The organism is Streptomyces sp. NBC_00273, from assembly GCF_036178145.1.
Lineage (GTDB): Bacteria > Actinomycetota > Actinomycetes > Streptomycetales > Streptomycetaceae > Streptomyces.
On sequence record NZ_CP108067.1, the window covers coordinates 7,669,334 to 7,690,536 of the forward strand.

At 73.0% G+C, this 21,203-nt stretch carries 20 protein-coding genes; 8 read left to right on the top strand and 12 right to left on the bottom strand.

Annotation, left to right across the window (positions count from 1 at the left end; genetic code table 11):
* Nucleotides 1–18 precede the first annotated feature (18 nt).
* Nucleotides 19–1,461: a GuaB1 family IMP dehydrogenase-related protein gene (locus tag OG386_RS34355; RefSeq protein WP_328791272.1), complete on the top strand. Its 1,443-nt coding sequence runs from the start codon at nt 19–21 to the stop codon at nt 1,459–1,461.
* Nucleotides 1,462–1,588: 127 nt separating this feature from the next.
* Here the strand turns inward: OG386_RS34355 and OG386_RS34360 are convergent, their stop codons facing one another.
* From OG386_RS34360 to OG386_RS34390, 7 genes are all read right to left on the bottom strand, one after another.
* A complete protein-coding gene (locus tag OG386_RS34360) occupies nt 1,589–1,969 on the bottom strand; it encodes a hypothetical protein (protein WP_328791273.1) in 381 nt (126 codons plus the stop codon).
* 58 nt (nt 1,970–2,027) lie between these two features.
* Nucleotides 2,028–3,260: a sensor histidine kinase gene (locus OG386_RS34365; RefSeq protein ID WP_328793471.1), complete on the bottom strand. Its 1,233-nt coding sequence runs from the start codon at nt 3,258–3,260 to the stop codon at nt 2,028–2,030.
* A gap of 14 nt (nt 3,261–3,274) precedes the next feature.
* Nucleotides 3,275–5,005 carry a sodium/solute symporter gene (locus OG386_RS34370; RefSeq protein ID WP_328791274.1) on the bottom strand — a complete coding sequence of 577 codons (1,731 nt, stop codon included), beginning with the start codon at nt 5,003–5,005 and terminating at the stop codon, nt 3,275–3,277.
* Nucleotides 5,006–5,121: 116 nt separating this feature from the next.
* Complete coding sequence (locus tag OG386_RS34375) at nt 5,122–5,397, bottom strand: hypothetical protein (RefSeq protein WP_327386451.1); 276 nt, start codon at nt 5,395–5,397, stop codon at nt 5,122–5,124.
* A 222-nt stretch (nt 5,398–5,619) separates the two neighbouring features.
* Nucleotides 5,620–6,459 carry a LytR/AlgR family response regulator transcription factor gene (locus OG386_RS34380; protein ID WP_328791275.1) on the bottom strand — a complete coding sequence of 280 codons (840 nt, stop codon included), beginning with the start codon at nt 6,457–6,459 and terminating at the stop codon, nt 5,620–5,622.
* A 141-nt stretch (nt 6,460–6,600) separates the two neighbouring features.
* Nucleotides 6,601–7,644, bottom strand: a complete 1,044-nt coding sequence (locus OG386_RS34385) for an SCO0930 family lipoprotein (protein ID WP_405790661.1) — start codon at nt 7,642–7,644, stop codon at nt 6,601–6,603.
* 118 nt (nt 7,645–7,762) lie between these two features.
* Nucleotides 7,763–8,737, bottom strand: coding sequence for a GDSL-type esterase/lipase family protein (locus OG386_RS34390; RefSeq protein ID WP_328793472.1), 975 nt, complete (start codon nt 8,735–8,737; stop codon nt 7,763–7,765).
* 810 nt (nt 8,738–9,547) lie between these two features.
* Here OG386_RS34390 and OG386_RS34395 point away from each other — a divergent pair.
* Both OG386_RS34395 and OG386_RS34400 read left to right on the top strand, forming a co-directional pair.
* Entirely contained in the window at nt 9,548–11,038 is a 1,491-nt protein-coding gene (locus OG386_RS34395) for an amino acid permease (protein ID WP_328791277.1), read from the top strand.
* Nucleotides 11,039–11,048: 10 nt separating this feature from the next.
* A complete protein-coding gene (locus tag OG386_RS34400; RefSeq protein WP_007262967.1) occupies nt 11,049–11,504 on the top strand; it encodes an Lrp/AsnC family transcriptional regulator in 456 nt (151 codons plus the stop codon).
* A gap of 37 nt (nt 11,505–11,541) precedes the next feature.
* Here the strand turns inward: OG386_RS34400 and OG386_RS34405 are convergent, their stop codons facing one another.
* Complete coding sequence (locus OG386_RS34405; protein ID WP_328791278.1) at nt 11,542–12,264, bottom strand: GNAT family N-acetyltransferase; 723 nt, start codon at nt 12,262–12,264, stop codon at nt 11,542–11,544.
* A gap of 173 nt (nt 12,265–12,437) precedes the next feature.
* On the opposite strand from OG386_RS34405, the gene OG386_RS34410 reads away from it, so the two are divergent.
* From OG386_RS34410 to OG386_RS34425, 4 genes are all read left to right on the top strand, one after another.
* Nucleotides 12,438–12,560, top strand: coding sequence for a cell envelope biogenesis protein OmpA (locus OG386_RS34410; RefSeq protein ID WP_328791279.1), 123 nt, complete (start codon nt 12,438–12,440; stop codon nt 12,558–12,560).
* A gap of 85 nt (nt 12,561–12,645) precedes the next feature.
* Nucleotides 12,646–13,044 (top strand): hypothetical protein, encoded by a 399-nt coding sequence (locus tag OG386_RS34415; RefSeq protein WP_328791280.1) that lies wholly within the window; start codon nt 12,646–12,648, stop codon nt 13,042–13,044.
* Nucleotides 13,045–13,258: 214 nt separating this feature from the next.
* Complete coding sequence (locus OG386_RS34420) at nt 13,259–14,059, top strand: carbon-nitrogen hydrolase family protein (RefSeq protein ID WP_328791281.1); 801 nt, start codon at nt 13,259–13,261, stop codon at nt 14,057–14,059.
* 43 nt (nt 14,060–14,102) lie between these two features.
* On the top strand, nt 14,103–15,800 hold the full coding sequence (locus OG386_RS34425; protein WP_328791282.1) for a flavin monoamine oxidase family protein: 1,698 nt from the start codon (nt 14,103–14,105) through the stop codon (nt 15,798–15,800).
* A 61-nt stretch (nt 15,801–15,861) separates the two neighbouring features.
* On the opposite strand, the gene OG386_RS34430 is transcribed toward OG386_RS34425, so the two are convergent.
* The 4 genes from OG386_RS34430 to OG386_RS34445 all read right to left on the bottom strand — a co-directional run bounded on the left by OG386_RS34430 (nt 15,862) and on the right by OG386_RS34445 (nt 19,975).
* Complete coding sequence (locus OG386_RS34430) at nt 15,862–16,470, bottom strand: hypothetical protein (protein WP_328791283.1); 609 nt, start codon at nt 16,468–16,470, stop codon at nt 15,862–15,864.
* Nucleotides 16,471–16,513: 43 nt separating this feature from the next.
* On the bottom strand, nt 16,514–17,155 hold the full coding sequence (locus OG386_RS34435; RefSeq protein WP_328791284.1) for a DUF5995 family protein: 642 nt from the start codon (nt 17,153–17,155) through the stop codon (nt 16,514–16,516).
* A gap of 75 nt (nt 17,156–17,230) precedes the next feature.
* Entirely contained in the window at nt 17,231–18,628 is a 1,398-nt protein-coding gene (locus OG386_RS34440) for a uracil-xanthine permease family protein (RefSeq protein ID WP_328793473.1), read from the bottom strand.
* Nucleotides 18,629–18,727: 99 nt separating this feature from the next.
* On the bottom strand, nt 18,728–19,975 hold the full coding sequence (locus OG386_RS34445; protein WP_328791285.1) for an MFS transporter: 1,248 nt from the start codon (nt 19,973–19,975) through the stop codon (nt 18,728–18,730).
* 54 nt (nt 19,976–20,029) lie between these two features.
* On the opposite strand from OG386_RS34445, the gene OG386_RS34450 reads away from it, so the two are divergent.
* Complete coding sequence (locus tag OG386_RS34450) at nt 20,030–21,187, top strand: ROK family transcriptional regulator (RefSeq protein WP_328791286.1); 1,158 nt, start codon at nt 20,030–20,032, stop codon at nt 21,185–21,187.
* The last annotated feature ends 16 nt before the right edge of the window (nt 21,188–21,203 follow it).

Here is a 21,203-nt window from a genome sequence, read left to right on the forward strand (position 1 = left end):
GACTGGGATGTTCAGCACGTGCGTTTCCTCAATGACCTGAAGCCGCCGTACGACCTGACGTACGACGATGTGTTCATGGTGCCGAGCCGCTCCGCGGTCGGTTCCCGTCAAGGTGTCGACCTGTCCTCGCCCGACGGAACCGGCACCACCATTCCCCTCGTCGTGGCCAACATGACCGCCATCGCGGGCCGCCGGATGGCCGAGACGGTCGCCCGCCGCGGCGGAATCGTCGTCATCCCGCAGGACATCCCGATCGAGATCGTCACCGACGTCATCTCCTGGGTGAAGACCCGCCACCACGTGCTCGACACCCCGATCACGCTGGCGCCCACCCAGACGGTCGCCGACGCGCTGTCCCTGCTGCCCAAGCGCGCCCACGGTGCCGGCGTCGTCGTCGACGACGAGGGCCGGCCGGTCGGCGTCGTCACCGAGCACGACCTGACCGGTGTCGACCGCTTCACCCAGCTCTCCGAGGTCATGTCGAAGGAGCTGCTGCTCATCGACGCCGACATCGACCCCCGCGAAGCCTTCAACCAGCTCGACGCGGGCCACCGCAAGCTGGCCCCGGCCGTCGACGAGGACGGCAAGCTCGTCGGCATCCTCACCCGCAAGGGCGCCCTGCGCGCGACGCTCTACACCCCGGCCACCGACGCGAACGGCAAGCTGCGCATCGCGGCCGCCGTCGGCATCAACGGCGACTTCGTGGCGAAGGCCAAGCAGCTGCTCGACGCGGGCGTGGACACGCTCGTCATCGACACGGCGCACGGCCACCAGGAGTCGATGATCAACGCGATCAAGGCCATCCGCGCCCTGGACCCGCAGGTCCCGATCGTGGCGGGCAACATCGTCGCTGCCGAGGGCGTCAAGGACCTCATCGACGCCGGCGCGGACATCATCAAGGTCGGTGTGGGCCCCGGCGCCATGTGCACCACCCGCATGATGACGGGCGTGGGCCGCCCGCAGTTCTCCGCGGTGCTGGAGTGCGCGGCCGAGGCGAAGAAGTACGGCAAGCACGTGTGGGCCGACGGCGGCGTCCGTCACCCGCGCGACGTGGCGATGGCGCTGGCCGCCGGCGCGTCCAACGTGATGATCGGCTCCTGGTTCGCCGGTACGTACGAGTCCCCGGGCGACCTCCAGCAGTCCGCCGACGGCCGGCTCTACAAGGAGTCCTTCGGCATGGCCTCCGCGCGCGCGGTGCAGAACCGCACGAGCGAGGAGTCGGCCTACGACCGTGCCCGCAAGGGCCTGTTCGAGGAGGGCATCTCCACCTCGCGCATGTTCCTCGACCCGGCCCGGCCGGGCGTCGAGGACCTGATCGACTCGATCATCGCGGGCGTCCGCTCCTCGTGCACCTACGCCGGTGCCGGCTCCCTCGCGGAGTTCGAGGAGAAGGCCGTGGTCGGCATCCAGTCCGCCGCCGGTTACGCCGAGGGCAAGCCGCTGCACGCCAGCTGGAGCTAGACCGTCTCTTCCCGTGGCCCCGGCCGTCCCTTCGCAGACGGCCGGGGCCACGTGCGTTCCCGGGTGCGGCACCGCTCCTGGGGCTCCGCCCCAGACCCCGCGCCCCAAACGCCGGCGAGGCTGTCCTTCAGCCGCGGGTTGCCGCCCGCCTGCCGCGCCGCCTCCCGCAGCCGAGGTCCAGGCTCCGCCCCCACCAGGTCCCGGACCACCACGTCCGTCTCCGCCGTGGACAGCGGCTCCAGCCGGAGCGCGCGCCCGCCCGGTCCGGGCCCCCGGGGTGCGGGCAGTCCAGTGCGGCGCGCAGCGGCAGCTCAGCCCCGAGGGCGCCGGCCGCGGCGTACCGCACCCGGCAGCCGAGCGCGGCCGCCCCGCCCGGGGCGCCGCGCACGAAGTCGGTGCGGCCCGCGCCGGGCTCGCCCTCCACGATCAGCAGGGCTCCGCGACCCTCCGCGCCCCCGCGCACCCACTGCCGCAACTCCTCACGCCGCTGCTCCCGCCCGACCCGCACGTCGGCGATCCCCTCCGGTCACGTCGCGCCGGCCACAGGATGCCGCGCCGGCGGACCCTCAGAGCCGCGGAGACTGGTGTCCGGGCGGTGAACTGTGCACTCCCACCCGGTACTTGGGAATGCGCAGGGTTACCTTCATGCCGGCGCCGACCCCCGTCTCCATCACCGGGCCGTACGCGTCCCCGTACACCTGACGGATCCGCTCGTCGACATTGGGCAGCCCGATCCCGGAGGAACCGCCGTGCTCCCCGGCCAGGATCCGGCGCAGCAGCGCCGGATCCATCCCGACCCCGTTGTCCTCCACCGTGATCACCGCCTCCGCGCCCGCGTCCCGCGCCGTGATCGTGATCCGGCACTCCTCGGTGGAGTCCTCCAGCCCGTGCTTCACGGCGTTCTCCACCAGCGGCTGCAGGCACAGGAAGGGCAGCGCCACCGGCAGCACCTCCGGCGCCACCTGCAGGGTCACCTTCAGCCGGTCGCCGAACCGGGCACCGGCCAACGCCAGATACTGCTGCACGGAGCGCAACTCGTCCGCCAGCGTGGTGAAATCACCGTGCCGCCGGAAGGAGTACCGGGTGAAGTCCGCGAACTCCAGCAACAGCTCCCGCGCCCGCTCCGGATCGGTCCGCACGAACGAGGCGATCGCAGCAAGGGAGTTGAAGATGAAATGCGGGGAGATCTGCGCCCGCAGCGCCTTGATCTCCGCCTCCATCAGCCGGGTCCGCGACCGGTCCAGCTCCGACAGCTCCAGCTGCACGGACACCCACCGCGCGACCTCCGTAGCCGCCCGCACCAGCACCGCCGACTCGCGCGAACCGTACGCCACCAGCGCACCCAGCACCCCGTCCTCGCCGGTGAGCGGGGCCACCACCGCCCACTTCAGCGGACAGTCGGGCCGCTGGCACTCGGTCCGCACGCTCTGGCTGCGCCCCGACGCCAGCATCACCGCCACCCGGGCCATCGCCCGCCGCTGGTGGTGGTCGGCGCCCGGACCGTCCCAGGCCAGCACCGACTCCCGGTCGGTGAGGCACAGCGCCTCCGTCCCCAACAGCGACCGCAGCCGCCGGGCCGCCTTGCGGGCGGCGTCCTCGGTCAGTCCGGCGCGCAGCGGGGGAGCGGCCAGCGAAGCCGTGTGCAGGGTGTGGAAGGTGGCCCGCTCCACCGGGGTCCCCAGGTCCATCCCGGCCGCCCGCTCCCCGCGGCGGGCGTGCCACCGGCCCGCCGCCCAGCCCGCACCCAGCAGCAGTACCGCACCCGCCACCGCCAGCAAGGCCAGGACCGCCGGCGTCACCCCGGTCACCCCGGTCACCGCGGACCCCCCGACCGCTCCCCGGCCACGACCTCCGGCAGGTGCAGCCGGGCCAGGGTGGCCGCCGTCCCCGCCGGAATCCGCGATCGGGTGGCCAGCGACACCGCCACCATCGTCAGGAAACCGAGCGGCACCGACCACGCCGCCGGCCACGCGAGCAGCGTGTGCGTCCAGCCCGGCGGCGCCAGATCGGCCCGGGTCGCCAGCACCGCGCCCAGCGCCGCCCCGCCGCCCGTGACCAGCCCGGCCACCGCACCCGGCGGGGTCAGCCCGCGCCACCAGATGCCCAGCACCAACAGCGGACAGAACGAGGACGCCGACACGGCGAAGGCCAGACCCACCGCGTCCGCCACCGGCACCTGCGTCGCCGCCACGCTCCCGGCCAACGGCACCAGGATCGCCACGACCGCCGCCGAGCGGAAGCTGCGCACCCCGCGCGCCGGCAGCACGTCCTGGTGCAGCACCCCCGCCACCGCCATGGTCAGCCCCGAGGCCGTCGACAGGAACGCCGCGAACGCACCCCCGGCCAGCAGCGCCCCCAGCAGATCGCCGAGCACCCCGCCGAGCATCCGCCCGGGCAGCACCAGCACCGCCGCGTCCGCGTCGCCGGTCAGGGCGAGCTCCGGGGTGTAGATCCGGCCCAGCGCCCCGTACACCGGCGGCAGCAGGTAGAAGACGCCGACCAGCGCGAGCACGACCAGCGTGGTGCGCCGCGCGGTCCGCCCGTCGGGGCTCGTGTAGAACCGCACCGCGACGTGCGGCAGGCCCATCGTGCCGAGGAACGTCGCCAGGATCAGCCCGTACGTGGCGTACAGCCGGTACTCGCGCAGCCCGCCGGACGTCGGCACCGACCAGGTGGACACACCGGGCCGCGCCTCGGCCCGGGTGTCGGGAACGGGCGCGCCGGGGGCGAACTCCAGCCGCGCGCGGGCCCGTACGGCATGCTCACCGGCGGCCAGGGTCACCGGCACCGACACGTAGCCGCGCCCGTCCACCTGCCCGGTCACCGTCACCGTCAGCGGATGGGCCACCGACAGCCGCACGTCCTGCGCGACCGTCACCGAGGTGTGCTCCCGAAACACGGCCGGTGCGTCGAAGGTGGCCCGCGGCGCGCCGTCCCCGGCCCACGCCGCGATCAGGAAGAAGGCCGGCACCAGCAGGGCCGTGAGCTTCAGCCAGTACTGGAAGGCCTGGACGAAGGTCACCGAACGCATCCCGCCGCACGCCACCGCCACCGTCACCACGAAGGCGACGACCAGCCCACCGACCCAGTGCGGGGCCCCGGTCAGGATCCCCAGCGTCAGCCCGGCCCCCTGCAACTGCGGCAGCAGGTACAGCCAGCCGACCCCGACCACGAACAGCACCGCGATCCGGCGCACCACCAGCGACTCCAGCCGCGCCTCGGCGAAGTCGGGCAGCGTGTACGCGCCCGAGCGGCGCAGCGGGGCCGCGACCAGCACGAGCAGCACCACGTACCCGGCGGTGTAACCCACCGGGTACCAGAGCATCTCGGGCCCCTGGAGCAGCACCAGCCCCGCCACCCCGAGGAACGACGCGGCGGACAGGTACTCGCCGCTGATGGCCGCCGCGTTCAGGCGGGGCCCCACCGTGCGCGAGGCGACGTAGAAGTCGGACGTGGTCCGGGACATCCGCAGGCCCAGCGCGCCGACCAGAACCGTGACCAGGACGACGACGGCGACCGCGGTCAGCGCGTACGTCTGGTTCACCGGGCGGTCCTTCGGCTGGGGAGGGGTGTCCGGAGTCTACGCACGCCCCCTGACCGGGCGACAGGCTCGATTCGGACCCACCGGAGTCGTCGGATCCGCCCGCCCGGACGACCCCGTCAGAGCGCCGGGTCGCGGTGCTCCGCGCAGTCCCGCAGGGCGATCTCCAGCTCCACGTACGACTCCTCCGCACGCCGGAACGCCAGCGTCAGGGCCGCCTCCGCACGCGGCGGAACCTGCTCTCGGACCCCTTCGCGGGCCTCGTACAGGATGTCGGCCCAGCGGGCGGCCGCACTGCGCAACCGGGCCAGCAGCGCCTCGGCCTCGGCGGGCCCGGCCGGCCGGGCCCGGGGCAGCGCGCTCAGGGTGTCGACCAGCGCCTGGATCTCGGACATCGTGCTCCTCCCGCGCCGGAAGATCCACGATACGAGAGGGGCGACGGCACCGAGGGCCGATCGGGCGGCGGTGCGGCCGACGGCTCCGGCGGATCGCCGTACGCCCCTCCCGGCGCGACGAACGGCGCGAGCGAGCGCCGGACGGTCGGGCCCGAACCGCCCGACGGCGACCAGACGACGACCGGGGAGCCACCGGGGGGGGCGCGGCGGGAACGGCCGGATTCAGCCGGTCGCCTGCCGCATCAGCAGATCCCGCAGCTCCCGCGCGTGCCTGCGGCTCACCTGCAGCTCCGCCGCCCCCACCCGGACACTGGTGGTCCCGGCCTCCAGCCGAAGCTCGTCGATCCGCGCCAGCGCCACCAGATGGCGGCGGTGGATCCGTACGAACCCGCGCGCCGCCCAGCGCTCCTCCAGCGTGGACACGGGGATCCGGACCAGGTGGCTGCCCTCGTCGGTGTGCAGGCGGGCGTAGTCGCCCTGCGCCTCGACGTAGGAGATGTCCGCGATCGCCACGAACCGGGTGACCCCGCCCAGTTCGACGGCGATCTGGTCCGGCGTGCGGTCGGTGACCGTGACCTCGGCCACCGGCCGGCGCGGCGCCGGCACGGCCGGGGCGCCCGCCACCGGCGCGTCGGCGCCCGCCAGCGCGGCCACCGGGACCTCTTCGGACCGGCCCAGCTGCTCGCAGGCCCGCCGGACGGCCTCGGCCAGCCGCTCCGGGCGCACGGGCTTGAGCACGTAGTCCACGGCCTTCAGGTCGAAGGCCTGTACGGCGAAACCCTCGTGGGCGGTGACGAACACGATCAGCGGCGGCCGCGCGAACCCGGCCAGCAGCCGCGCGACGTCCAGTCCGGTCAGCCCGGCCATGTGGATGTCCAGGAACACCACGTCGATGCCGTCGGCCCCGTCCGGGCCGGACTCCAGGGCCCGGGTCACCCGGCGCAGGGCCTCGGTGGCGTCCGAGGCACCCTCCGCACTGCGCACCCGGGGGTCCGAGCGCAGCAGGTAGAGGAGTTCCTCCAGGAGCGGCTTCTCGTCGTCGACGGCCAATACGCGCAGCATGCGGCCGAGTCTAGAGAGGACCGGGCCCGGGCGGAACGGGAAAAGGGGCGCGGCCCCCGCCCAGGGGGGAGGTGGGCGAGGGCCGCGCGAACGGGGTGGGGGGAGGGAGGGGATCGACGGGAGGTGGGGAAGGGACAGGGGCTACTGGACGGTGATGAGCTTGCCGTCGGGGGACACGGCGTACCAGGTGCCGCCCACGCCCTGGCCGTTGACGTCGCCGGGCTTCTTGTCACCGCTGAAGGTGTAGACGGGCCAGCAGTCGACGCTCTGCTGCTTCTGGCCGTCCGGGCGGTTGAGCACCGTGTAGTTCTTCTCGACGATCCCCTTGTCCTTGGCCTTCTCCACCGGCGCGACGACCGGCCACTTGGTCAGGCAGTCGCCCACGCACTTGGAGGTCATCGGCCACTGGGTGTCCGGCTTGAACCGGTAGACGGTCATGCCCTTGCCGTCGACGATGTGGTCGCCCAGCTTGGGGTCCTTGGCCACCGACAGCTTCCCGTCGGCCTCGGCTGCGCCGCCCGCGGCCGGAGGCGCCGCTTCGGCGGGCGGTGCGGACTTGGCGGGCGGTGCGGACTCGGCGGGCGCCCCCTCGGCCGGTGTGGCCTTCGCGGCCTTCTTGCCGTCCGCCGCGAGGCCGAACCAGACGCCGCCCACGCCCTGCCCGTTGACGTCGCCCGCCTTGGTGTCCTTGCTGTAGCGGTAGGCGGGCCAGCCGCCCACCGTCAGTTGCTTGCTGCCGTCGGTGCGCACGACCTCGCCCAGCAGCGCCGGGTCCATGCCCGCGGCGGCGGTGGCATCGCCCGCGGCGACCACCGGCCAGGTCTTCTCGCAGTCCCCGTCGCAGTTCGACTTCGGCGGCTTGGCCGTGTCCTTGTCGAAGCGGTAGAGGGTCATTCCGGCGCTGTCGGTGAGGACCGGCCCGACCTTGTCGTTGGAGGTGATCGCCAGCTGCCCGGCCGGCTTGGCGCCAGAGGCGCCCGCGGCGCCCGCAGCGCCGTCGGAGCCCGCAGCGCCGTCGGCGCCGTAGGCGGCGTCCGCGGCCTTCCCGGTGTCCTGGGCGGCAGCGGCGGCCCCGACCGGCTTGGTCGTGTCCGCGGCCTTGTCGTCGGTGGGGCCGCAGGCCGTCGCCGCCAGAACGACTACGATCGCGGCCGCGGCCAGGGTGGTTCCGCGCTTGATGCCCATCTTGATCTCTCCCACTCGTGGTGTCCTTCGCGTCCGCCACCGTGATGGCGTCAACTCTGCCCAGGACACGCCGCGGTGGGAGGGATCTGTTCAACTCGTCCGGTGTGGGCTGTTTCACTCACCCCACGCCGAACCCGGAGCGCCGCAGGGCCGTGGCCACAGCGAGGCCGAGCACCTGGTGTCCGCCGTCATTGGGGTGCAACCCGTCCGCCAGGTGTTCGGGACCGAGCAGGTCCCGGCCCGGTAGCACGGCGAGCCGGTCGTCCCCCGCGGCCATCCGGTCCCGGGCGGCACGCTCCATCGCGTCCCGCAGGGCACCGAGGGTGGCACCGAGCTTGTTCGGGGTGCGTTCGGCGTCGGGCCGCAGGACGGGGGAGACCAGCAGGATCGGGGTCCGCGGGTGCCCCTGGCGGACCAGTTCGAGGAACGCGCGCGTGGTCTCGTACAGCAGGGGAGCCGAAAAGGGCACCCGGGACCAGCAGTTGGTGCCGAAGGCGAGCGTGAGGACGTCGGCGGGCAGGCCCGCGAGCTGCTCGGCGGTGGTCAGCTCACCGCGCGCGGCGCCCGCGTAGCCGAGGTTGATGGTGTCCCAGCCGAGCGCCCGGCCGGTGACGGCGGGCCAGCCGTGCGCGGGGCGGGTGGACCACCAGCCCTCGGTGATGGAGTCGCCGTGGACCACCCAGCGCGGGGCGGGCGGTGCCGGGGCGAGCGGGCCGCCGATCCCGCGCAGCCCGAGGATCAGCGGGGACTGGGTCTCGGGCGGGTGGATGGTGAAGGGACCGGTGCCGCCGCCCAGGTCGATCCGTACGACGGCCTCCGCGGCCGGTTCGGTGAACACCTCGGTGACCACCCCGTGCCGGTCCCACAGCGCGAAGCCGTGCGCGAGGTCGCGCAGCGCGTCGGTGGGGCCGGGCACGGTCGCCCGGTAGCGGACCTCCACCGAGCGCGCGGTCTCGGTGGTGAACTCCAGCCGGACGCCGATGGGCAGCGTGGAGCGCTCGCCGGTGTCCCACGGCAGCCGCATGGTGTCGGCCGGATCGGCGCGGACCGGCCGCCCCCGGTCCAGCCAGGCGACCCCGCGCAGGAAGGGCAGCGCGTCCTGCCAGGGCGCCGGCTCGTCGGGGTGGCGCTGCGGCCCTGCCGACCACGTCGGTCCCCTCGACCCGGTCGACAGTCCCGGTCCGTCCAGCCCTGCTGGCCCTGCTGGTCCCTCTGGTATCACCGGTCGCCTCCGATCGTCGGGTACGGGAACCTCACGCCGACCCCGCCGTCCACCACGACCGCCCGCCCCCGCGACGCACGAGGACGGAGGCGGGGCCGGGACGTACGGTGCGGCCGCGCTGTCCGCGGTCTCGGCGACCCGGCCCGGCGGGGCGTTCTCCGCGTTGCGCCGCCGCCCCCGGTGCCCGGCGGGGCGGCGACCGCGGGGTCCGCACCACCCCCGCTGCCACCGCGTTCACCCGTACCCCGCTCGGGCCCGGTTCCACCGCCACGGAGGGGACCAATGCCATCGGGACGGCCCCGGCGGCCCGGCCGGGGCCCCGGCCGGGCCGATCTCCGTGGAGCACGTCCCGATCCACGGCGGCACGCTGCGGCAGATCTGACGAAGTGTCAAGGAACGGGGTTCGCGGCGACCTGCGCAGCGATCGATCATCCATACGCAACAAACGACTGTCAGTGACCGATCCGCGCAATGATCGTGCGCCAATGTGCAAGGATGGTCCATTACGGGCGGTATCACTCAGCTCGTAGGCTCACTCGCTGTACGTGGAGTGGCGCGGATCGCCTGCTCGGCGGTCCCCCATGAGCAGACCCTTCTTTCGACGGGCCCTGCCCTGCTCCGGATCGTCGCGGTCGACGCCTCCCCTGACCTCCCCGATCCGCAGTGACAAGGAGTCCCCTCGTGCTCGACCACGGCCAGGCGCCACCGCTCGCTTCTGAGGCCCCCAAGCCCGTCAACCCGCTGCTCCGCCGCAAGCCGGTGGAGCAGTTGGTCTCCGAGGGCGGCCAGGGCGAGGGCGGCGCGCTCAAGCGTTCGCTCACGATGTGGCAGCTGACCATGATCAGCATCGGCGCGACCCTGGGCACCGGCATCTTCGTCGTCCTCGGCGAGGCCACCCCGATCGCCGGCCCGGCCGTCTTCATCGCCTTCATCGTCGCGGGCCTGACCGCGCTCTTCTCGGCGCTCTCCTACGCCGAGCTCGCGGGCTCGATCCCCGTCTCGGGCTCCTCCTACTCCTACGCCTACGCCACCATGGGCGAGCTCATAGCCTGGGTCTGCGGCTGGTGCCTGGTCCTGGAGTACGGCGTCTCCGTCGCGGCCGTCGCCGTCGGCTGGGGCCAGTACCTCAACGAGCTGCTCGACGGCACCCTCGGCTTCACCATCCCGGAGGGCTTCTCCGCCCCGCTGGGCGAGGGCGGCTACATCAACATGCCCGCCCTGGTCGTCGTCCTGCTCTGCATGGTCTTCCTGCTCCGCGGGGCCAAGGAGAGCGCCCGGATCAACTCGATCATGGTCGGCGTCAAGATCGTGACGCTGGCGGTCTTCATCGTCATCGGCTTCATGGGCATCAAGGCCGGGAACTACACCCCGCTGGCCCCGCTCGGCGTCACCGCCATCAGCACCGCCGCATCGATGCTCTTCTTCTCGTACATCGGCTTCGACGCCGCCTCCACCGCCGGTGAGGAAGCCAAGAACCCGAAGAAGGACCTGCCCCGCGCGATCATGCTCTCGCTGCTGATCGTCACCGTGATCTACTGCCTCGTCGCCCTGGTCGCCGTCGGCGCCATGCCGTGGCAGGAGTTCGAGGGCAGCGAGGCCGCCCTGGCCCAGATCATGGAGAACGTCACCGGACACTCCTTCTGGAGCGTCATCCTCGCCGCGGGCGCCGTCGTCGCCATCGCCAGCGTCGTCTTCGCCGTCCTCTACGGCCAGACCCGCATCCTCTTCGCCATGTCCCGCGACGGCCTGATGCCCAAGGCGTTCGCCAAGGTCGACGCGAAGACCGGCACGCCCCGCGTCAACACGATCATCGTCTGCCTCTTCTGCGGACTGCTCGCCGCGTTCATCCCGCTGGGTGAACTGGCGAACGCCACCAGCATCGGCACGCTCTTCGCCTTCGGCCTGGTCAACGTGGCCGTCGTCATCCTGCGCTACACCCGCCCGGAGATGAACCGCACCTTCAAGGTCGCGCTCTTCCCGGTCACCCCGATCCTGGGCTTCATCTTCTGCGCCTACCTCATGCTGGAGCTGCCCGGAATCACCTGGCTGTACTTCGGTGGCTGGATGGCCGTCGGGCTCGTGATCTACTTCTTCTACGGCATGCGCCGCTCCAGCCTGGCCACTGTGGCCGCCCCGGCCGCCCCGGCCGAGGAGGTCGCTGAACAGAAGTGATTCACCCCCCGTGCGACTGAACGATCTCGACGAACGCATCGTGCACGCCCTCGCCGAAGACGCCCGCCGCTCCTACGCGGACATCGGCTCCGAGGTCGGGCTCTCCGCGCCCGCCGTCAAGCGGCGCGTGGACCGGCTACGCGCCGAAGGCGCCATCACCGGCTTCACCGTCCGCGTGGACCCGGCCGCCATGGGCTGGGAGACCGAGGGCTTCATCGAGATCTACTGTCGGCACAACACCTCGCCGGACGACATCCGGCGAGGACTGGAGAGGTACCCCGAGGTGGTGTCCGCGTCGACCGTCACCGGCGACGCGGACGCCCTCGTCCAGGTCTTCGCCTCCGACATGCGCCACTTCGAGCGGGTCCTGGAACGCATCGCGGGCGAGCCGTTCGTGGAACGCACCAAGTCGGTGCTCGTCCTCTCCCCGCTCCTGCGCCGCTTCACCTCCGGCGCGCCCGCCTAACGCCTCCCGGCGAGGGCCGGGGGCGGGGCCGGGACGGTCAGGCGCCCGGAGTGCGCAGGCCCAGGAAGAGCGGGCTGCGGCGCAGGGCGAAGCCCATCGACTCGTAGAGCTGCACGGCCCCGGTGTTGGCCGCCGCCGCGTGCAGGAACGGGAGCTCCCCGCGCTCACGGACCGCAGCCGCCACCGCGCGTATCAGCCGGCCCGCCAGGCCCCGGCCCCGGTGGTCCGGGTGGGTGCACACCGCGCTGATCTCCGACCAGCCCGCCGGCCGCATCCGCTCCCCGGCCATCGCGACCAGCCGGCCCTCGTGCCGGATCCCGAGGTACGTGCCCAGCTCGACCGTCCGGTCCAGGAGCGGGCCCGGCTTGGTCAGCGCCACCAGCTCCAGCATCTCCGGTACGTCACCGAGCCCCAGCACCACCGCCTCCGGCGCCTCCTCGGCCCGTACCGCCCGCCCGTCCAGCTGCACCCCCGGAACCGTCACCAGCGTTTGCCACCCCGGCGGCGGGGTCAGCAGCCCGGTCACCCAGACCTCCTGCCCGGGGCCGGCCAGCGCGGCAAGATCCGCCCACGCCCGCGGGTCCTGCGGATCGGCGAGCGCCGAGAACGGGGACGTGTCCAGCGTGTAGCGGGCCGCCAGACCGGCGGGCCCGAACTCGGCGAAACCGCCGTGCGGCCCGGTCAGCGCGGCCCAGACCGGATTGTCGAGTACCTCGTCGAGCACTTCACTGCCGCACAGCGTGCCGCTCTCGGGGGACATGGGTGCAGGACTCCTCAAGTGGGGCGACGACGTCCGGCTGGTGACCGCCTTCTTGACGGCCCCGGGCGCCGCCACGAGACTTCGGTGGACGGCCATGACGGACAGCGCCCGCCACCGGAAGCCTAACCAGCACCGGTCGGGGGCGGCCGAGGACAGGACGGGGGTGGGCGGCGGTGGACACGGCCCGGACGGCGGACACGGACACGCGGGACCGGACCCTCCGGCGCTGGTGGCTCACCCGGCGCCTGCACATCGACCTCCTGCGGGTGTGCAGCGCTTTCGGCCCGCACGGCTGACCCCCCTCAGAGACGAGTGACCCGGACCGGGCGCGCACCGCGCCGCCCGGGGCCCAGCCGTGTTGTCCTCCACGCCAGGAGAGTCATGTCGCACACCGTCCTGCCCCGCACCCCGCTGCCCCGCACCAGCCCGGCGCCCGCCCCGCGGGGCCGCATCGGGGCCGGTTTCTCCCCCGTACCGCACCGCTACCACCTCTACCTCCGCGCCGACTGTCTCCCCTCGCAGCAGGTCACCGCCGCCCTCGCCGCGCTGGGCCTGGACCGCTCCATCACCGCCACCGTCCTCGGCACGGAGCCCCGGGCGGCCGAGTACACCGCCCTGCGGCTGGCCTACGAGGCCACCGGCCACCACTTCGACGGAGCCCTGACCGTTCCGGCCCTCGTCGACACCTGGAGCGGCCGCGTCGTCTCCGACCACACCCCCGACATCCTCGACGACCTGCGCTTCCTGGCCGCCCACCCGGCCTTCCGCGCAGGCTCGTAGCAAGGAGTCGTAGCCAGGGGCCACAGTGGGGGCCACAGCAGTGGTCGTACGGGGTCCACGAGGGGGCCCGGGGCGCCCGCGCAACGAATCGCCGCGTCGACCAGGGAACACGCAACGAATCGATGCGCGGAGCGCAACGCTCACGGCTTGTCCGGATCGAACGCGCGAACGTACCGTTTTATGACCCCCTCCCCGCCTGTCACAGAGGTAGCCCATGCCCCCGCTGCGCACCGCCCTCCTCCAGAGCTCCGGCGTTCTCGGCGACACCGCCCAGAACCTCAAGGCGCTCGACGAGGCAGCGGCGCGCGCCGCACAGAGCGGGGCCGGGCTCCTCGTGACCTCGGAGATGTTCCTGACCGGCTACGCGCTGGACCTCCAGGACGTCCCCGGCCTCGCCGAGGCCGCCGACGGCGCCTCCGCCCTGGCCATCGGCGAGATCGCCCGCCGCCACGGGATCGCCGTCCTGTACGGCTACCCGGAGAGCGCGGACGGCGTCGTCTACAACGCCGCCCAGCTCATCGGCCCCGACGGCGCGGCGCTGGCGAACTACCGCAAGACCCACCTCTTCGGCTGCTTCGAACAGGACGCCTTCACCCCCGGCGACACCCCCGTCGTCCAGGCGGACCTGAACGGCCTCCGCATCGGCATCATGATCTGCTACGACGTGGAGTTCCCCGAGAACGTCCGGGCGCACGCGCTCGCCGGCACCGACCTCCTCCTGGTGCCGACCGCGCAGATGCACCCGTTCCAGTTCGTCGCCGAACAGCTCGTCCCCGTAAGGGCCTTCGAGAACCAGATGTACATCGCGTACGTCAACCGCACCGGCCCGGAAGGCGAGTTCGAGTTCGTCGGACTCAGCTGCCTGGCGAGCCCCGACGGGGTCACCCGGACCCGGGCCGGCCGCGGCGAGGAGCTGGTGTTCGGCGAGGCCGACCCCGAGCTGCTGTCGGCCTCGCGCGTGAACAACCCGTACCTGCGCGACCGCCGCCCCGGGCTCTACGCCTCCCTCGTCTAAGCCCCCTTCTTCCCCCAGCCCTGCCGCAAGGAGACGTACCCCCATGACGTCCACGGTGCCCACCACCGCCGTCCCGCACAGCGACGGACAGCCGCCGATCACCATGTTCGGTCCGGACTTCCCGTACGCGTACGACGACTTCCTCGCCCACCCGGCGGGCCTCGGCCAGATACCGGCGACCGAGCTCGGTACCGAGGTCGCCGTCATCGGCGGCGGGCTGTCCGGCATCATCTCGGCCTACGAGCTGATGAAGATGGGCCTCAAGCCCGTCGTCTACGAGGCGGACCAGATCGGTGGCCGCCTGCGCACCGTCGGCTTCGAGGGCGCCGAGACCGAGGGCCTCACCGCGGAGATGGGCGCCATGCGCTTCCCGCCCTCCTCCACGGCCCTGCAGCACTACATCGACCTCGTCGGCCTGGTCACGGAGCCCTTCCCGAACCCGCTCGCCGAGTCCACCCCCTCGACGGTCGTCGACCTCAAGGGCGAGAGCCACTACGCGGAGACGATCGCGGACCTCCCGCAGATCTACCGCGACGTGTCCGCCGCGTGGAACGCCTGTCTCGACGAGGGCGCCGACTTCTCCGACATGAACACCGCGATGCGCGAGCGGGACGTCCCGCGCATCCGCGAGATCTGGGCCAAGCTCGTCGAGAAGCTCGACGACGAGACCTTCTACGGCTTCCTCTGCAAGTCGGAGGCCTTCAAGTCCTTCCGCAAGCGTGAGATCTTCGGCCAGGTCGGCTTCGGCACGGGCGGCTGGGACACCGACTTCCCGAACTCCATCCTGGAGATCCTGCGCGTCGTCTACACCGAGGCGGACGACCACCACCGCGGCATCGTGGGCGGCTCGCAGCAGCTGCCGCTGCGCCTGTGGGAGCGCGAGCCGGAGAAGATCGTCCACTGGGCCCAGGGCACCTCCCTGTCCACCCTGCACGACGGCACCCCGCGCCCGGCGGTCACCCGCCTGCACCGCACGGCCGGCAACCGCATCACGGTCACCGACTCCTCCGGCGACATCCGCACGTACCGCGCCGCGATCTTCACGGCCCAGTCCTGGATGCTCCTGTCGAAGATCGAGTGCGACGACACGCTGTTCCCGATCGACCACTGGACGGCGATCGAGCGCACCCACTACATGGAGTCGTCCAAGCTGTTTGTCCCCGTCGACCGGCCGTTCTGGCTGGACAAGGACGAGGAGACCGGCCGCGACGTCATGTCGATGACGCTGACCGACCGCATGACCCGCGGCACGTACCTGCTGGACAACGGCCCGGACAAGCCCGCCGTCATCTGCCTCTCGTACACCTGGTGCGACGACAGCCTCAAGTGGCTGCCGCTGTCCGCGAACGAGCGGATGGAGGTCATGCTGAAGTCCCTCGGCGAGATCTACCCCAAGGTCGACATCCGCCGTCACATCATCGGCAACCCGGTCACCGTCTCCTGGGAGGACGAGCCCTACTTCATGGGCGCGTTCAAGGCCAACCTCCCGGGCCACTACCGCTACCAGCGCCGCCTGTTCACCCACTTCATGCAGGACCGCCTCCCCGAGGACAAGCGCGGCATCTTCCTCGCGGGCGACGACATCTCCTGGACGGCCGGCTGGGCCGAGGGCGCGGTCCAGACCGCCCTCAACGCCGTCTGGGGCGTCATGCACCACCTCGGCGGGTCCACGGACTCCACCAACCCGGGCCCGGGCGACGTCTACGACGACATCGCCCCGGTCGAACTCCCCGAGGACTGATCCTCCGGGTACCCAAGGCCACGGGCCGTCCCCGCGTGAGCAGCGCGGGGACGGCCCGTTCTCAATGTCCGCGCCACGGCGGGGCCGTACGCCTCCAGACCAGCCTCCAGCGCGCGGCCACCGCAGCGCGCGCGGCCGGCGCGTCGTCCTCCGGGCCGGTGGGACGGTACCCCAGGCTCACCCCGCACCCGGCGCACAGCCGGTGGACGCCGCAACCGTCGTGGTGCTCCGTCGTGCCGCGGTCCACGTCGCAGACGGGGCAGCTCGCCCACTGGCCGGACGGAGCGCGCAGGATGCGCGGCATCGTGACGGTGAGCGGCTCCACCGGGTGGAACTCGGGGTCGGGGCACCAGAGGCGGCGCGTGGGCTCGGGCGGATCCGGGATCCGGACCCCGGCCGCCTTCTGCGCGCGTCGCGCGACCACCCAGGTCGCGTGCGCCGCACGCCAGATCTCCCGGGCGGCGTGCAGTTCCTCCACGGCCCTCACCAGCGCGTCGGGATCTTCCTCCAGGTCCGCCGGGATCCGGGCACTGTGGACCAAGTGGTGGTAGGTCGCACGGACGCCGTACGGCGCGAACTCGGCCACGCAGGTCCGGAACCCGCAGAACCTCTGCACCGGCGCCAGCGAGACGTCGTGCACCCGGAGCCGGTGCGTGGCGAAGCTGGTCATTCCGGGAGCGTAGGGCGGCCCCCGTCCGGCCCGCACCGGGGTTTCAGCCCCGCGGGGTCAGCAGGCAGCGACCGACCAGGCCCACGCCCGCGTCGAGGGAGTCCGTGAACTCCTCGGCCAGTTCCGGCGCCCGGCGCAGCGTCCACAGCAGGCGGGCCGCCGACCAGGCCCCGGCGCGGGCGCGCTCCAGGCTCCACGAGCCGACCAGGTGGGTCAGCGGGTCGGCGATCTCCAACAGGTCCGGGCCCGGCATCAGGTCCTCCCGGATGTGCTCCTCCAGTGAGACCAGCGTGTCGCCGACCCGGTCGAAGTCCGCCTCCAGGGCCCGCGGTTCACAGCCCAGCTCACCGCAGGTGGTCACCACCGCGAGCGCCAGGTCATGGCCGATGTGCGCGTTGATCCCGGCCAGCGCGTGCTGGAGCGGGCGGATCCCGGGGTGGCGGCGGTACTGCAACAAGGGGCGCCAGCAGGCCGGGGCCCGCTCCGCCTCGACCGCCGTCAGGTAGCGCTCCGCGAACCGCACGCTGAGCGTCTCCGCCCGCCGGGGCGCCGGGAAGGCGCCGTGCTCGATCCGCCGGTGCAGGGTCTCCGTCACCGTCAGGTAGACCCGGTTGAAGACGGCGACACCGTCCTGCGGCGGGAGCCGCTCCTCCAGGGCGCGCATCCGCGCCAGCACCGCTTCCATGGGGGCAGGGTCGCAGGCGCCGACGCGGATCCGGGGAACTTGGCCGTACGCTTCCCCGGTTCGGGCGAAACACCGTCAACGGGGCTTGTCCTGGCCGCCCCCGGAGCCCTCGTCGTAAGCGGAGGTGCCCGCGTCGAGCAGGGGCTCCTGCTTGAGGTGCGCGGGCGCGAGGTACCGCAGTGCGTGGTAGCCGGTGATCACCACGATCGTGCCCAGCGCGATGCCGCCCAGCTCGAAGGTTTCGGTGATCTGCAGCTTCACGCCGCCGATGCCGATGATGATGCCCGCCGCGGCCGGCACCAGGTTCAGCGGATTGCGCAGGTCCACGCCGCCGTTGAGCCAGATCTGCGCGCCGAGCAGGCCGATCATCCCGTAGAGGATGACCGTGATGCCGCCGAGCACCCCGCCCGGGATCGCGGCGACGATGGCACCGAACTTGGGGCACAGCCCGAAGAGCAGCGCGAAGCCCGCCGCCGCCCAGTAGGCCGCCGTCGAGTAGACCCGGGTGGCCGCCATGACACCGATGTTCTCGGAGTAGGTGGTGTTCGGCGGGCCGCCGACCGCCGTGGACAGCATGGACGCGGCGCCGTCCGCCGCGATCGCCGTGCCCAGCTTGTCGTCGAGCGGATCGCCGGTCATCTCGCCCACGGCCTTGATGTGGCCCGCGTTCTCGGCGATCAACGCGATCACCACCGGCAGGGCGATCAGGATCGCCGACCACTCGAAGGCCGGCGCGTGGAAGGACGGCAGCCCGATCCAGTCCGCCTTGGCGACCGCCGAGAGGTCCAGCCGCCAGTGGTCGACGGCGGCCTCCCCGCCCAGCGTCGAGTGGATCTTCCCGAAGAGCACGTCGGAGAGCCACGAGATCCCGTACCCGAAGAGCAGACCGAGGAAGATCGCGATGCGCGACCAGAAGCCGCGCAGACAGACCACGGCCGCCCCCGTGAACAGCATCGTCAGCAACGCCGTCCACTGGTCCTGCGGCCAGTACGTGCTCGCCGTCACCGGCGCCAGGTTGAAGCCGATCAGCATCACCACCGCGCCCGTCACGATGGGCGGCATCGCCGTGTGGATGACGCGGGCGCCGAACCGCTGGACCACCAGGCCCGCCAAGAACAACGCCACGCCGACGACGAAGACGGCGCCCGTGACCACCGCACTGTCCCCGCCCGCGGCCCGGATGGCCGCCGCGACACCGACGAACGACAGCGAACAGCCCAGGTACGACGGCACCCGGCCGCGCGTCGCGAGGAGGAAGATCACCGTTGCGACGCCCGACATCATGATGGCCAGGTTCGGGTCCAGGCCCATCAGGACCGGAGCGACGAAACTCGCGCCGAACATCGCCACGACGTGCTGCGCGCCCAGCCCGGCGGTCCGCGGCCACGACAGCCGCTCCTCCGGCCGGACCACCGCGCCGGGGGCGGGAGTCCGCCCGTCTCCGTGCAGGGTCCAGCCCACGCCGAGGCCCATGTTCCACTCCTTCTTCTCCGGACGGTCGCCGCCGCTCCGGCTGCTCACACATCGAGGCCGCAGCGCACGGGGTACGTGCCGCTGCGGCCAGTCGACATGTTACGGCCGGGTTTGGGCAGGTTCGTCGAGGTGGGTGGGGTCGGACGTGGTCGTCGCCCCACCGAGATCGCCCCCAGCCTGCCCCACCGACGACCCCGGGCGCAGCACCGCGGCACCGGCGATCAGCGCGCACGCCAGGAGGGTGACCAGCCCGAAGGACACGACGAGCGACGTCGCGTTCGCCACCGCACCGATCGCCGACGGGGCGATCAGCCCCGAGGTGTACGTGATCGTCGCGACACCCGCGATGGCCTGCGCCGGTGCCGGGCCGCTGCGCCCCGCCGCCGCGAAGGCCAGCGGGACCACCACCGCGATCCCGAGCCCGATCAGCCCGAACCCGGCCAGCGCGCCGGCCGGATGCCGGACCCCGACCACGAGCAGCCCGCCCGCAGTGGCCACCACCCCGCCCGCCCGGACCGTGCGCACCGCCCCGAACCGGTTCACCACCCGGTCCCCGACCAGCCGGGCCACGGCCATGGTGAGCGCGAAGGCCGTGGTGGAGGCCGCCGCCAGACCCGCGTCCGTGTGCAGGACGTCCCGCAGGTAGACCGCCGACCAGTCCAGGCTCGCGCCCTCGGCGAAGACCGCGCAGAACCCCACGGCCCCGATCAGCAGCGCCGACTTCGGCGGCAGCGCGAAGTGCGGCGGCGCCTGCGCCTCCGGGTCGGCCCTCAGGTCCAGCACGCCCTGTACGGCGAACAGCCCGAACGCCGTCAGGACCAGCGCGGCGACCAGGTGGTGCAGCCGGGCGTCGCCCCCGGTGTGCGCGGCGACGGTACCCGCGGCCGACCCGAGCAGCGCGCCCACGCTCCACATGCCGTGCAGCGAGGACATGATCGAGCGGCCCAGCCGGTTCTCCGTCTCCACGCCCAGCGCGTTCATCGCCACGTCCGACATGCCGGCGGTGGCTCCGTAGACGAAGAGCACGAAGCAGAGGGCGGGCAGGTTCGGGGCGAGGCTCGGCAGGATCAGCGAGAGGGTCCAGAGCGAGAGCAGGGCCCGCAGCGCGGCGCGTGCGCCGAGCCAGTGGTTGATCCGGCCCGCCAGCGGCATCGCGAGCGCCGCGCCCACGGCGGGGGCGGCGAGGGCCAGGCCCAGCGTGCCCGGGCTGAGCTGGGCGTGCTCCTGGATCCAGGGGATACGGGTGGCGAAGGAGCCGGTGACGGCACCGTGGGTGCAGAAGACGGCGGCGATGGTGTAGCGGGCATGGCGCAGGCGCGCCGGGCTGAGGTCGGTGTCCCCGGTCATGACGATTAAACTATCAGGGACCCTGCCTGATAGATAATGGGCCCGACTCCTAGGATGGGCTCCGTGACTCCTGCCCCCACCACCGCTCCGGCACCGTCGCCCGCCTCGCCCAGTACGGCCCGGGCCATCAACGACCGCCTCGCCCTGCAACTCCTCCAGGAATCCGGGCCGCTGACGGCCACCCAGCTCAAGACCATGACCGGCCTCTCCCGCCCGTCGGTCGCCGACCTCGTCGAACGGCTCACCGAAGCCGGACTCATCGAAGTAGCCGGCGAATCCGGCGAACAGCGCCGCGGCCCCAACGCCAAGCTCTACGGGATCGTCGCCGACCGCGCCCACCTGGCCGCCCTCGACGTGCGCACCGACCGGGTCACCGCCGTCGTCACCGACCTCCTCGGCCGCCCCCTCGCCGAAGCCGCCCTGCCCGTCGGCGCCCCCGAGGACGCCGTGGCCGCCCTGCTGCGCACCGCACGCGAAGCCGGCGCCGCCGAGCTGCACACCGTCGTCATAGGCGCCCCGGGCCTGGTCGCCCCGGCCACCGGCGAACTCCGCGACACCAGCGGCCTCCCGGCCTGGCACCGGGACCTGGTCACCGCACTGCAGCGGAGCCTGCCCGCCGTGGTCGTCGTCGAGAACGAAACCAATCTGGCCGCTCTCGCCGAGCAGCGCCTGGGCGTGGCCCGCGACCTGGACTCCTTCGTGCTGCTGTGGCTCGGCGCGGGCGTGGGCGCGGCCGTGGTCCTGGACGGCCGGCTGCGCCGGGGCGCCTCCGGCGGGGCGGGCGAGATCGGCTTCCTCCCGGTACCGGGCACCGCCGGCCTGCCGTCGGCCGAGGACTGCGCGGGCGGATTCCACGCCCTGGTGGGCCGCGAAGCCGTGACCGCGCTGGCGCGCGCACACGGCTTCGCGGGCCCCGCGGAGGAGGCCGTGGCCGGAGCCGCGGGGGAGGCCTTCCTCGAAGCACTGGCCGAACGGCTCGCGCTCGGCGCGGCAGCGGCCGCGGCGATCCTGGACCCGGGCTGCGTGGTCCTGGCGGGCGAACTGGGCCGCGCGGGCGGCCCCGCACTGGCCGCCCGGGTCGCCCACCGAGTGGCGAAGCTGACCCCGGTCCCGACGGAGATCCGCGCCACGACCCTGGGCGACCCGGCGGTCCTGGCGGGAGCCGAACTGGCGGCGCGGGAGGCCGCGCAGGCGGTGCTGTTCGGGGGGTAGGCGGGTGGTGGCGGGG